This is a genomic window from Salmonella sp. GDC200615, assembly GCF_050574145.1.
Taxonomy (GTDB): Bacteria; Pseudomonadota; Gammaproteobacteria; order Enterobacterales; family Enterobacteriaceae; genus Salmonella; species Salmonella enterica.
Map to the genome: position 1 here is coordinate 3,277,261 of NZ_CP192247.1, position 13,251 is coordinate 3,290,511.

Below are 13,251 nucleotides of genomic sequence, written 5' to 3' on the forward strand. Positions count from 1 at the left end.
ACTTCATGCGGCAGCCCTTGATTATGAGTGAGTAAGCACTCATTATAGAAAGCAAAGATACGCCGTCAAGGTACTTTTCAAAGGTTGACATTCACCGTTGCGACGCGACAACGGGCATGATTCAATCATGTTTTTCCAGACATAAGGGTAACGTGTAGTGGCTCGTCCGAAGAGTGAAGACAAAAAACAAGCATTACTGGAAGCGGCAACCCAGGCGATAGCGCAATCCGGTATCGCCGCCTCAACGGCGGTGATTGCGCGTAACGCAGGTGTTGCAGAAGGAACATTGTTTCGCTATTTCGCGACCAAAGATGAGCTGATTAACACGTTGTATTTGCATTTAAAGCAGGATCTCTGCCAGTCAATGATAATGGAGCTGGATCGATCCATTACCGATGCCAAAACGATGACCCGCTTTATCTGGAACAGTTACATCAGTTGGGGTCTGAACCATCCCGCGCGCCACCGGGCGATCCGTCAACTGGCCGTCAGCGAAAAGCTCACCAAAGAGACGGAACAACGGGCCGACGATATGTTCCCCGAATTGCGCGATTTATGTCATCGTTCCGTTTTGATGGTGTTTATGTCGGATGAGTACCGCGCCTTCGGCGACGGCCTTTTTCTGGCGCTGGCTGAAACAACAATGGATTTCGCCGCGCGCGATCCCGCTCGCGCTGGCGAATATATTGCGCTGGGATTCGAAGCGATGTGGCGCGCGCTGACTCGCGAGGAGCAATAATGGACGGTCAAACACTGCACGCCTGTGCAAAACGCTTTGCGCTGGAACTGCCTTTTACCGAACACTGCTGGCCTTTCGGCCCACAGTACGATGTGTTTAAAGTCGGCGGCAAAATATTCATGCTGTTCACTGAACATCACTGTCGCCCAGTGGTAAACCTGAAGTCGGATCCCCAAAAATCCCTGGTAAATCAACAAATTTACCCCAGCATTGCGCCAGGCTATCACATGAATAAGAAACACTGGATTTCAGTCTATGCGGGCGAGGATATTACCGTCTCGCTACTCAACGATTTGATAAATGACTCATGGAATCTGGTCGTAGACGGGCTGCCTAAAAGAGAGCAACTGCGCCTGCGACCGCGCTGATGCAATAACCGTTTCCGCATTTTCCTCCCTTATCTTTTTACCGATAACCCGGTACCCTGCTGATACAAAAGGGTACTAAACCAACCAGGAGCATTTATGGATATCGTTTCTGTCGCCTTACAGCGCTACTCCACTAAGGCGTTCGATCCCAGCAAAAAACTGACCGCCGAAGAAGCGGATAAAATAAAAACACTACTACAGTACAGCCCCTCCAGCACCAATTCCCAGCCGTGGCACTTTATTGTCGCCAGTACGGAAGAAGGCAAAGCGCGCGTAGCAAAATCCGCTGCCGGAAACTACACGTTCAACGAACGCAAAATGCTGGACGCCTCCCATGTGGTGGTCTTCTGCGCCAAAACCGCAATGGATAACGCATGGCTTGAGCGCGTCGTCGATCAGGAAGATGCTGATGGCCGTTTCGCTACGCCGGAAGCTAAAGCGGCAAATGATAAAGGTCGCCGCTTTTTCGCCGATATGCACCGCGTCTCGCTGAAAGATGACCACCAGTGGATGGCGAAGCAGGTTTATCTGAACGTCGGCAACTTTCTGCTGGGCGTCGCCGCGATGGGTCTCGACGCCGTCCCCATTGAAGGTTTCGACGCCGAGGTGCTCGACGCTGAATTTGGTCTGAAAGAAAAAGGCTATACCAGTCTGGTCGTGGTGCCGGTCGGCCATCATAGCGTCGAGGATTTCAACGCCGGGCTGCCGAAATCACGTCTGCCGCTTGAAACCACACTGACGGAAGTTTAATCCCCTGCCTAAGCCGGACGCCCGTCCGGCTTTTTTCACCTTTCTGCCAGGTTCCCCAATGATCAATGGCGCGAAGTGCCAGGTTTTACATCGCCAGTGTTAACTTTCTCTTTCAAACTATTGAAAATAAATAATATTTAAAACTGGCACGCCGTTTGCCATATCTGGATACCCCCCATCTGGATGAAGGAGAAAACGGCGTGACACCGGTTTGCGCCTACGATGGCGATATTGTCACCACGGAGTTGGCCCTCCCTGGCGTATCATCAAAATCGGGCGCTAAACCCAACGTTATAACGGGTTTGATTGCCATCGCTTAACCCTGCCGTTTGCGCCAGCCCGGCGAAAGCGGACACCGTTGCCGACAGCGGAAAATCTGCGCCAATCGCGATATCAACCCAGTTTTTATCCTGCGCTTTTCCGTCGCGGCTAAACGTCAGCGCGGTCGATTTAAGGCCGCCATTCGCCACATACGTATCATCGCCAAACTGACGGCGATAATTAATCTGCGCCCAGGAGTGAATGATGCTGTGGCGGAGATCCAGACGCCAGCCAGCGCTACCCACCTGCGAATGGGCGTTTTGGTCGCCAAAACGCATTGATGTACTGGTATTGAGCCTCTCGCTATAGCCATTAACGTGGCTGTAATCCCATGCATATTGCAGCATCGGTCCGGTCGTTAACCACGGCATCATGACAAAATCATAACCACTGGTTAACCTCGCGCCCCACAGCCGACCGTTGGTTTCGCCCTCTTCCACCCGTCTTAGCGCACCGAGCGTGATACTGCGCTGAATGTTACTGAATTTAGCGGACAGATAGTGTAAATCGCCATCCAGCCACGCCTGACCGGCGCGCAAATGGCTGAATACGGTGGCCTGAAAACCACGGGCGTCATAACGATAATTATCGTCAGGATGTTGCTTATCCAGAGAACCAGCTATCAGCCCTCCCAGCAGTACCTGCTCGTTAAGCTGATAATCGACGCCAACCGTCAGATTATTATGATTACCGTTCCCGTCGGCCTCATTATTATCATAATGTTGATATCCCCCGCTGTATCCGCCGAACATGCCCAGCGAACCGACAGGGTTTTCCCCCTGGCGAAGCTGCTGATAACGGCTGTCAAGCGTGGTACGACTACCTTGCGCCATCGACTGAACGCTTTGGTTCAGATATGTCGCCTGTACCGGCGCGGCAATGATCGACTGGATATATTGCGCAATAATGGTATGGACCTGCGGACCGGGATGTAAATGATCGGCAAACAGATAGTCCTGCGACGCATTAAATCCAGGCATTGCCGAGGAGCACGCCGAAGCGGATACGCCCGGCGGGCAGGCCATACCTACGGTATTTGTCAGACCAAACGCCTGCGGGTGGGCAAGAATTTCCTTAAAGAGGCCGTTGATATCGGCACGGGCTATATTGCCGCCGTGTTGCTCCAGCCCCTTCTCTTCCATCCGATTATAATCATCGGTCAGAGCTGACGCCTGCCCTGCCGCCGCTTCATAGCCCGCCAGCAGTTGCTCAACGAGCAGTTGCTGAATAAACGGATTGCTGCTTACCGTTGCAGCCGCCGCCAGCAACGCCTTGCGGATCGCCTGTTGCCGACTGGCGAAATCGGGCGTAGCTCCCTCCGCCAGCGCCTCTAACGCCGCTTTTAGCGCCGGGGGAGCCGCTGCGCCCAGCCCGGCGGTGATTACCGCCTCCAGAAGCATTGGCGTCGCACTAATATCCGGTACGTTTGGCACCACGACCAGCCCGGCGCCGGCATCCAGTAACAGCCCTACCTGCGCCGCCGCGCTAGTGGCGCTATTACCGGCTATTTGCTGTGCCATGGCAGGTCGCGCGATGGCCGCCGCCAGATCGTTTCCGCCGACCCAGTGAATATACAAACCGTTGTGGTCGGCTTTTTCCCCCGTTTTGGCAAGCCACTGCCGTACCTGATCTGCGGTATTATCCTGCGGGTTTAATTCCGGGGTCGCCGTCGCGCCGCCGGCGGCATAATTAGAACCGCCATTGCTGGAAGGGCTTAATGCCAGCCCATATAGTTCGGCCAACTGTTCGTCGTAGAGCTTATTTTGACCACTATCCCAGGTCCAGCGACCGTTATTTCCGGTATCGCTAAGGCTATCGCCAATTACCGTAAGAGAGTCAAACGCACAGGCAGATAATGGCGCGGCCAGCGCCAGCGAGAGTATGCCGTATTTTAGCAGGGTACGCTTTTGGGTCATCCGATGTTCCTTAATGTTATTGTTGATAGATACGACGGTGCTAATCATTATCCGACAGAGATATTGCAATCGTTTTAAACATTCTGGTTAAAAAGTTTTCATTCATTGTTGACGGACTGGCGCCTGTTCAAAAAGAGGGAACCGCGTAAAATGACGACGTTTACAGGGCGCTGGATAAAATATAGCGTATGGATAACCCCAGAGGCGCTTTTACCCGTCTGTTGCTGATTATGCCTGAAGCGCAGGCGTCCTGATTTGCATAAATGCCATTCAGCAGTCATCATAGGCTGCTGTTTATAAAGGAGAGATTATGCAGGAATTGATATCCCAGGTAGAAGATTTAGCGGGAATTGAAATGAATCACACCACGTCGCTGGTGGTGATATTTGGTATTATTTTTCTGACAGCAGTTGTCGTGCATATTATTTTGCACTGGATAGTACTGCGCGCTTTCGAAAAACGCGCCAGCGCCAGTTCCCGCCTGTGGCTGCAAATTATTACCCAGAATAAATTATTCCATCGTCTGGCTTTTACGCTACAAGGCATCATTGTCAATATTCAGGCCGCGCTCTGGCTACAAAAAGGCAGTGAGGCTGCGGATATCCTGACGACCTGCGCGCAGTTATGGATTATGACCTACGCCCTGCTGTCGTTATTTTCTCTGCTGGACGTGATTTTCAATCTATCGCAAAAATGGCCCGCCGCCTCTCAGTTACCGCTAAAAGGAATATTTCAGGGCATTAAGCTCATCGGCGCAATTATCGTCGGCATTCTGATGATCTCACTGCTGATTGGCCAGTCACCAGCAATTTTAATCAGCGGGCTTGGCGCGATGGCCGCGGTATTAATGCTGGTCTTTAAAGACCCGATTCTTGGCCTGGTTGCTGGTATACAGCTTTCCGCCAACGATATGCTCAAACTGGGCGACTGGCTGGAGATGCCAAAATATGGCGCAGATGGCGCGGTCATTGATATTGGTTTAACCACGGTAAAAGTACGCAACTGGGATAATACCATCACCACCATTCCCACCTGGTCGCTGGTTTCCGACTCGTTCAAAAACTGGAGCGGCATGTCTGCGTCCGGCGGACGCCGGATTAAACGCAGCATTAATATTGACGCGACCAGTATCCATTTTCTGGATGATGATGAAAAACAGCGGCTATTAACCGCGCAACTGTTAAAGCCGTACCTTACCAGCCGTCATCAGGAAATCGATGAATGGAATAAACAACTGGATGCGCCGGAATCAGCCTTAAATCACCGCCGAATGACCAATATCGGGACATTTCGCGCCTATCTGAACGAATATTTACGCCACCATCCGCGCATCCGTAAAGACATGACGCTGATGGTACGCCAACTGGCGCCTGACGATCATGGTTTGCCGATAGAGATCTACGCCTTTACCAATACCGTCGTGTGGCTGGAATATGAGAGCATCCAGGCCGATATTTTCGACCATATTTTTGCCGTGGTGGAAGAGTTCGGCTTGCGTATTCATCAGACGCCGACCGGCAGCGATATTCGTGCGCTGTCAGGGACATTGCGGCATTAATGGATTGCCCGATCGCATGAGCATGGGATCGGGCAAAAAAGTTAATGAGCCTTACGGCGCAAAACTGTAAACGCGATAAACAGGAATACAATCCATACCGGCAGCAAAATCGCCGACAATCGCATATCGTCCATCGTACACATTAACACCAGAATCAGCGCCAGAAACGCAATGCACAAATAGTTTCCGGCGGGATAGAACAGCGCCTTAAATTGCGTCTCGCGCCCTTTACGACGCATCGCCGCGCGAAAACGTAAATGCGCGAGACAGATCATTATCCAGTTTAGCAATAGCGTCGCGACAACCAGCGCCATCAACAGGCTAAACGCTTTTTGCGGCAACAGATAGTTGATCAGCACCACCAGCGAGGTAATCGCTCCGGAAAGTATCAGCGAGTTCACCGGTACGCCGCGATGGCTGACGCGGGTTAAAAATTTCGGCGCGTTGCCTTGTACGGACAGGCCGAACAGCATTCGGCTATTCGAATAAACGCCGCTGTTATATACCGAAAGCGACGCGACCAGAATAACGAAATTCAGCGCCGAAGCCACCACATTACTGTCCAGGTTATGGAAGATCATCACAAAAGGGCTGCTATTGGATTTCACCTCTACCCACGGATAGAGCGCCAGCAACACCACCAGCGAACCGATGTAGAACAGCAAAATACGGTATACCACCTGATTCACCGCTTTCGGGATGCTTTTTTGCGGATCGCGCGCTTCCGCCGCAGTAATGCCGATCAGCTCCAGTCCGCCAAAAGAAAACATAATCACCGCCAGCGACAGAAGCAAACCATGCCAACCGGTAGCGAAGAAACCGTTATAACGCCAGAGGTTATCAATGCTGGCATGTTCGCCGCCGTGGCCGGAGAACAGCAGCCACAGACCAAAACCTATCATGCCGATAATCGCCAGCACTTTAATCAGCGCGAACCAGAATTCCGTTTCGCCATACAGACGAACGTTCACCAGATTCACGGCATTAATGATAATAAAAAACGCCGCCGCCCATACCCATGTTGGTACGTCAGGCAGCCAGTACTGCATATAGATGCCCGCCGCGGTCAACTCCGCCATCCCGACCAGCACAAACATGACCCAATAGTTCCAGCCCGACAAAAAGCCCGCAAACGGCCCCCAATATTTCCAGGCGAAGTGGGCAAACGATCCGGAAACCGGCTCTTCCACGACCATTTCACCCAACTGGCGCATAATGAGAAAAGCGATAATCCCGGCAACGCCATAGCCCAACAAAACAGCCGGCCCCTCCATTTGAATCGCCGGGCCGATGCCCAGAAACAGTCCGGTGCCAATGGCGCCGCCCAGCGCAATTAGCTGAATATGGCGGTTTTGCAACCCCCGCTGAAGCGTCGGTTCATTCTTCGACGCGGCATCCGACACGCTGGCGCCGGATGCAGTTGACGCGTTTTTCACGTCCTACCCCTGTATCGTTTTTATTGAGGGGCACCTTTTAACATTTCGCTCTCGCTACCGCAAGGCGCAATCGTTTGTCAAGGCTCAACTCCGGACGTTAACGTTATCGTGTAAAAAAAGATGTCGCGGGGAGTAAAAAGAAAAGAGTGCGCGCCGATATAGAACGTTACGGGTGACAGACGCCGAGTATAAAATATGTGAATAACTCTGGACGAAAAGTACGACACCCTACAGAATACATTTAGTATTTTTTCAGTATTTTCAAAAAGGTGAATCAGACCTGGTATCTGTTATCCGTTTTTGAGCCACGCCAGGCATCAACGTCATGAATAAGATCATCAAACGTTTAGAGATCATCAAAAGCGCCATCGAACTTGAGGACGAAGAGATTATCCGTCAGCAGCTCATCTACCTGAAAAATGAGCCGCAGGATGCCGTAATCAGCGCGATTGCCCAGGCGATTGAAGCTCGTCGATTCAGTGACGCCATGCAAGAGATCGCCGCCTGGCTACAGGCTCAACGGGCGCTCTCGACGTGGCAAGATCCCTCTATTGCCGCCAGTAAACTGGAGCTGAAAGCGCTTGAAGCCCAACTTCGCGATCTGATTGACAAACGAAATGCGCGGGTACAAATCCTCGACGATTTCAACGACCTCTATCATCTGCGTCTCGGGCCGTTGATGAGCCGTATTCTGGAGTTGCGTAAACAGCTCGCGGTGAGTATGCAGCGTAAGCAAGAAGCCGAAATAAAACGCCGGGAAAAGGATTATCAATCCTGCCTGCAATTTATTTCCCAGGCCGTGGATCAACTGGCAACGCTAAAACAGCAGTGGACAGGATTGAATGCCGCCTCGCGCGAAGCGGTGGGCATCCGTCAGCGAATCCAGCAGCAGACGGAATTAATTACCGCGTTGCTGGCGGAAATTCGCGAGCTGGAAGCGGATTTTTCCCATCAGGACGACAGCGCATTCCGCCAGGCGCAGGAAAATGCGGAACAGGACTATCACCAGTACCGGGAGCAGCAGCAGGAAGCGCAATTCCGCTACGCTCGCGATCAACGTTTGTCGGCTGACGAACGCAATGAATTAAAACGTTTGTGGCGTCAGGCCAGCCGCCTGTGTCACCCGGATGTGGTCGCCGATGAATTAAAAGAAAAAGCGCACCAGATGATGGTACAACTTAATCAGGCGCGGCAGAATGCCGATCTGGCGGCAATTCGCGCGTTATTGACGCAGCTGCAAAGCGGTCTGGAACCGATGATGGCAAGCGACAGGCTCAATAACCTGGAACATCTGCGCCATAAAATACGCCAGCTCCGCACGCAAATCGACGCGCTGTTGAAAGAGATAACGCAGCTGGAAACGGAAAACGCCTGGCGGCTCGCCTCTTCCGTTGCGGATAAGGAAGCCTATTTCTCCGAGCAGGAACGGGCGCTAACCGAAATTCGCAATACGCTGGAGGCGCAGGTTCAACAGGTGGAACAGGAACTTCTGTCAGGGTAGTCCATCATTCATCAACACATTGTCGGATGGCGCAAGCGCCACCCGACGAATCGCGGCATAAAGAGGGTAAGAGGGTCGCTACTGTCGCTGTAAAAGTAACGAACGGGCGGAGTCCGCCATGATCATCACCGCCCCTGCCAGCATTAACGTATCTTTTAATACCAGCCGCCCAGCGCCCGATAAATACGGGAAACCATAATGCGCATCGCCCAGCGGCATAACCCAGGCCTCCGGCGTGGTGATTAAAAACGACAGCGTGACAAATGGCGTCAGGAATGCCAGCACGCCGCCCGCCAGCCCTAACCAGCGGCTGACAGGGTTAGCCAGTACCAGCACCGCGATAATCAATTCCACCACGCCCAGACCATCCGAAAACGCATACGTATTATTGGCCGTTTGCCAGGCGCGTTCCTCCGGTTTTAGTTCGCCCTCATGCGTCAGATGCTGACGATATTCTTCAGGATGTTCATAGAAAAAAGACATAAACGGGCTGTTCGCCACAAACGGGGTAATACTGTCTGCCTCATAGGGCACAAATTTTAGTAGTCCAATCCAGATAAAAACGATGGCGATACTCAGGCGAATTAATGTTAATCCAAGCCGATCCCCCTGACTTAACAGACGAAGATATTTATCCATCTCAGGCTCTCCTTATTTATATAATATCGCAGTGGCGTAACCCGTATTATCAATACGCATTGACGTAATTTTCCATGACGACGCCTGTTTACTTTGCGCCAGTCTGGCAATAGCGTCTTCAAGCATTGACGGCGTTGCTGACACCGCAGAAACGCTGATATATTCAACGTCAGTTAGCGGCTGGGCGGAGACGGAAAACGCCAGCGGCGCAGCCAATAATGAAGCAATAAGTGTGGTAACTTTTAACATCGAGATTTCCAGTCGTGGGTTATTTTAATGGTGTTATAATACGTTACGCCTGACTAAAGCCTTTTCTTTCAGACGCCAGCATATTTGTCCTGGCGTATTTTTATGGTCTGACAGGCAAAAAAAAGCCCTGATTAACAGGGCTACATTATTTATATTTTACTTAATGAGAGAGAAGAGATCGTTTAAAGACTCACTCATTGTAGGATGGGTAAATATCTGGTCGCGTAACACCGTATAAGGTAAATCTGCATCCATAACGGTTTTAACGATATTAATCATTTCATGAGAATCGACGCATAACAATGACACCCCTACAATACGCTGCGTATTCACGTCCACTACCGCTTTTAGTACGCCACGGGTATCGTTCATAACACGGGCGCGAGGGATCGCCGCCACCGGTAATGTCACCACCTGCACCGTTGCGCCGCTTGCCCGCGCTTGTTCTTCCGTCAGCCCGACACGAGAGAGCGGCGGCGTCATAAAGACGGAATACGGGACGTTCTGGCGATCGCGGGTACTGCGTTTGCCATCTCCCAATAACCCGTCGCGTACAATACGAAAATCATCCAGTGAAATATAGGTAAACTGCAACCCTCCGGTAACATCGCCCATCGCCCATCGCCCATCGCCCAGATATTGTCCGCCGTGGTACGCAGGTAATCATCCACGATGATCCCGCCGCGTTCGTTCACCGCCACGCCGGCGTTCTGCAACTGTAAGCCAGCCGTCGCCGGTTTTCGCCCCGACGCCACCAGCAGGGCATCCACAAGATGCGCGCCTTCCGGCGTTTCAACTTGTACCACGCCCTCCTTTGAGGATACGGCCTGTACGTTGGCGTTTAAAATCAGCTCGACGCCCTTTTCCTGTAAAATGTGGGTAATTGCCTGCGCGATATCCTGATCTTCACGAGGCAGGAATTGCGGCGCTGCTTCAAAGATAGTGACCTTCGTACCGAAGTTGGCGAACATTGAGGCAAATTCAAGGCCAATATAACCGCCGCCTAAAATCCCCAGCCGCGCCGGACGCTGGCTCAGGCTGAGTAGCCCGGTGCTATCGAACACCCCTGCCGTCGTTGTTAAGCCCGTAATAGCCGGGATCACCGACTCTGCGCCAGTATTAATGAAGATCTTTTCTCCCCGTAACACCCGCTCGCCGTCCGCCTGAAATACCCGTAAGGTATGGTTATCAATAAACTCCGCCCTTCCCTCAATCACATCGACATTGTCCAGGTCGGCAAGATTATGAAAATTTTTGTCGCGTAAAAAATTTACGACCGCCGCTTTGCGTTGCATGGCGACAGAAAAATCGCCCTCACGTTCCGCGTCATGAACCAGCGTTTTCGTTGGAATGCAGCCAATGTTGATGCAGGTTCCGCCGAACATACTGGCGGACTGTTCGATAATCGCCACGCGCCATCCCGTCTTCGCCAGAGTTGCCGCCAACGTTTTTCCTGCCTTGCCAAAACCAATAATGAGCGCCTGATACTGTGTCATCTTCTTTCTCCGCCAAATCACCATCTGTTTGTCAGGACAAGTATAAATAACGTCAAAAAAGACAGGGTTATCCGCAACGCGTCATTTTTTGTCTTATCGTCTAAATTGGCGGTTAGCAAAAACAAGGGTAGAAATGACATTGAGTCCGAAATATAGTGATCAAAGACAGAAATGGTGATCCCTATTTTTGAAAATAAATCTGTTCTGGAGTCTATATGGATGCGCTTAGTCGGCTATTGACGCTTAACGCCCCTCAGGGCTCAATCGACAAGAATTGCCCGTTAGGCGGCGACTGGCAGTTACCGCACGCCGCTGGCGAGCTATCGGTGATTCGCTGGCATACCGTTACGCAGGGCGAAGCGCAACTGGAAATGCCTACCGGCGACGCCATGACGCTTACGCCGGGAAAGGTGGTGATTCTGCCGCAAAACTCCGCCCACCGTTTGCGCCAGTCTGGCGAAGCACCGACACATATCGTGTGCGGTAGTCTACGTCTGCACACGACGTCACGTTATTTCCTTACCGCGTTGCCGGAAGTGTTATGTCTTGCCCCGCCGCTGCATAGCCCCGCCAGTATCTGGCTTAACGCCGCCATTTTGCTGTTACAGCAGGAGTCAGAACGCCATTTACCTGGCGCTGACGTCTTATACAGTCAGCAGTGCGCCACGCTGTTTACCCTCGCCGTTCGCGACTGGCTATCGCAGGCCGGCACCGCGAAAAGTGTGCTCAATTTATTGCTGCATCCCCGGCTGGGCCGCGTGATCCTTCACATGCTGGAAACACCGGCGCATCCCTGGACGGTCGAAACGCTGGCGCAACGGGTACACATGTCGCGGGCGAGCTTCGCCCAGCTATTTCGCGACGTGTCCGCTACGACGCCCTTAGCCGTGTTAACAACGCTGCGCCTGCAAATCGCCGCCCAGACCCTGTCGCGTGAAGCGCTGCCGGTGATGGTGATTGCCGAGTCGGTAGGTTATGCGAGCGAATCTTCTTTTCACAAAGCTTTTGTCCGTGAATTCGGTTGTACACCAGGCGAGTACCGCAAACGGGTCAGCGCGCTCGGACGATAAACGTATACTGAACCCGCCTACAGTTTGACGCCGCAGGCGGGCGACACACGTTATGCCGCAAGGCGACGATGCCTGCGCAGCCACATCAGCTTGTAGGCTGCCGGAATGATGAACAGCGACAGCAACGGCGCGGTAATACGGCTCATCACCTCAGAACCCGCGCCGGTCCCCCATAAAACAGGTAGCAGACCGGCGATAATCACCGCTACCGTCATGGCTTTTGGCCGCACCCGGAGCACCGCCCCGTGGTAAAGCGCCTCATCGAGTTTTTCTGCCGAAAAGGTGTTGGGAGCTTGCGCTTTGAAGGCCGCGCCTGCTGAATCACCGGCGATCCCATCATGCTACGCAGAGCGATCAGTAATTTACTCTCTAATACGATGCGCTATACGCCGCCGGGTAAAACCATTACTCTTCGGATAAAAGAAGCGGACGACCAGATACATATTATTGTTGAAAACCCCGGTACGCCAATCGCGCCGGAACATTTGCCGCGCCTTTTCGATCGTTTTTATCACGTTACTCCCTCCCGCCAGCGTAAAGGGGAAGGCCGCGGTATAGGCCTGGCAATTGTAAAATCCATCGTCACTGCGCATCAGGGAAAAGTTTCTGTCACCTCCGATACGCGCGCTACTCGTTTTATTTTGACATTACCCAAATACCTCCGTTGAACTGTAGCGATAGTGAAAGGCGCTATCACTAGCCAGCAAAATAATCTGATATAATCGTCATTATCCTGTCACGCGCCAGCCCCAACGACTGTTTTATTATTTCTCTTATTAACCCACACCGGAGAAATAAGATGAATAAGTTTACATCCCTTTTAGCTGTCGTTTTTTTATTTCAGCTGGCGTAAAAGCCGCAGAGAAAATGGAATCTCGCCAATTATCCGCCACGGCGCATGAGATGATGAATAACGGTGACGCCTTCGCGCATCAGCAAATGGCTCAGACACAGAAAACCAGCGCCCCGGCTACTGTGGAAAATGCGACATCCTTTTCTGAAATGGACGGCTATGAAAAAGCAATGGTCATCCATCAATCGATGAATAATGCCCATTCTTTCTCCCACGAGATCCAGGCTGAGGAGCACCATAAACAGATTAAACGCAATTAGTTATTTGCATATTAGCGTCACGTACTGCGGATGGCGCAACGTCGCCGCCGCAGAAGCTTACGGATTAACATAATTTTGAGAGGTTAAATGGCGCG

The 13,251-nt window shown here is 52.0% G+C and carries 11 protein-coding genes and 3 pseudogenes; 8 read left to right on the top strand and 6 right to left on the bottom strand.

From position 1 onward, the window contains the following. Positions 1-157: 157 nt before the first annotated feature. From ACQ29O_RS15835 to nfsB, 3 genes are all read left to right on the top strand, one after another. Positions 158-739 carry a TetR/AcrR family transcriptional regulator gene (locus ACQ29O_RS15835; RefSeq protein WP_000113613.1) on the top strand — a complete coding sequence of 194 codons (582 nt, stop codon included), beginning with the start codon at positions 158-160 and terminating at the stop codon, positions 737-739. After that, entirely contained in the window at positions 739-1,107 is a 369-nt protein-coding gene (locus ACQ29O_RS15840; RefSeq protein WP_000348989.1) for an MmcQ/YjbR family DNA-binding protein, read from the top strand. The genes ACQ29O_RS15835 and ACQ29O_RS15840 overlap by 1 nt, the downstream gene beginning before the upstream one ends. Positions 1,108-1,203: 96 nt before the next feature. Continuing rightward, positions 1,204-1,857, top strand: coding sequence for an oxygen-insensitive NAD(P)H nitroreductase (gene nfsB, locus ACQ29O_RS15845; protein ID WP_000355886.1), 654 nt, complete (start codon positions 1,204-1,206; stop codon positions 1,855-1,857). Positions 1,858-2,123: 266 nt separating this feature from the next. Here the strand turns inward: nfsB and ACQ29O_RS15850 are convergent, their stop codons facing one another. Then, complete coding sequence (locus ACQ29O_RS15850) at positions 2,124-4,094, bottom strand: autotransporter outer membrane beta-barrel domain-containing protein (protein WP_253336120.1); 1,971 nt, start codon at positions 4,092-4,094, stop codon at positions 2,124-2,126. Between the two features lie 310 nt (positions 4,095-4,404). Between ACQ29O_RS15850 and ACQ29O_RS15855 the strand changes: the two genes are divergently transcribed. Beyond that, a complete protein-coding gene (locus ACQ29O_RS15855; protein WP_001156971.1) occupies positions 4,405-5,652 on the top strand; it encodes a mechanosensitive ion channel family protein in 1,248 nt (415 codons plus the stop codon). Between the two features lie 41 nt (positions 5,653-5,693). Here the strand turns inward: ACQ29O_RS15855 and pheP are convergent, their stop codons facing one another. Beyond that, positions 5,694-7,088 (bottom strand): phenylalanine transporter, encoded by a 1,395-nt coding sequence (gene pheP, locus ACQ29O_RS15860; RefSeq protein WP_000786295.1) that lies wholly within the window; start codon positions 7,086-7,088, stop codon positions 5,694-5,696. A 325-nt stretch (positions 7,089-7,413) separates the two neighbouring features. Here pheP and ACQ29O_RS15865 point away from each other — a divergent pair, with 325 nt between their 5' ends. Further along, positions 7,414-8,589 (top strand): DnaJ family molecular chaperone, encoded by a 1,176-nt coding sequence (locus ACQ29O_RS15865; protein WP_001033453.1) that lies wholly within the window; start codon positions 7,414-7,416, stop codon positions 8,587-8,589. Between the two features lie 78 nt (positions 8,590-8,667). On the opposite strand, the gene rclC is transcribed toward ACQ29O_RS15865, so the two are convergent. From rclC to rclA, 3 genes and pseudogenes are all read right to left on the bottom strand, one after another. Next, a complete protein-coding gene (gene rclC / locus ACQ29O_RS15870) occupies positions 8,668-9,228 on the bottom strand; it encodes a reactive chlorine resistance membrane protein RclC (protein ID WP_000362181.1) in 561 nt (186 codons plus the stop codon). Positions 9,229-9,240: 12 nt separating this feature from the next. Then, the gene (gene rclB, locus ACQ29O_RS15875; protein ID WP_000922173.1) at positions 9,241-9,477 is read right to left on the bottom strand and encodes a reactive chlorine resistance periplasmic protein RclB; all 237 of its coding nucleotides are present in this window, start codon (positions 9,475-9,477) and stop codon (positions 9,241-9,243) included. Between the two features lie 156 nt (positions 9,478-9,633). Next, positions 9,634-10,973 (bottom strand): annotated as a pseudogene (gene rclA, locus ACQ29O_RS15880) (reactive chlorine resistance oxidoreductase RclA). 215 nt (positions 10,974-11,188) lie between these two features. On the opposite strand from rclA, the gene rclR reads away from it, so the two are divergent. After that, the gene (gene rclR, locus ACQ29O_RS15885) at positions 11,189-12,043 is read left to right on the top strand and encodes a reactive chlorine-specific transcriptional regulator RclR (protein ID WP_000339617.1); all 855 of its coding nucleotides are present in this window, start codon (positions 11,189-11,191) and stop codon (positions 12,041-12,043) included. Positions 12,044-12,093: 50 nt separating this feature from the next. Here the strand turns inward: rclR and ACQ29O_RS15890 are convergent. Then, positions 12,094-12,333 (bottom strand): annotated as a pseudogene (locus tag ACQ29O_RS15890) (efflux RND transporter permease subunit); the annotation flags it as partial. A gap of 3 nt (positions 12,334-12,336) precedes the next feature. Between ACQ29O_RS15890 and ACQ29O_RS15895 the strand changes: the two are divergent. Both ACQ29O_RS15895 and ACQ29O_RS15900 read left to right on the top strand, forming a co-directional pair. Further along, positions 12,337-12,711 (top strand): annotated as a pseudogene (locus tag ACQ29O_RS15895) (ATP-binding protein); the annotation flags it as partial. A 235-nt stretch (positions 12,712-12,946) separates the two neighbouring features. Continuing rightward, positions 12,947-13,156 (top strand): copper-binding protein, encoded by a 210-nt coding sequence (locus tag ACQ29O_RS15900; RefSeq protein WP_108745541.1) that lies wholly within the window; start codon positions 12,947-12,949, stop codon positions 13,154-13,156. Positions 13,157-13,251 lie beyond the last annotated feature (95 nt).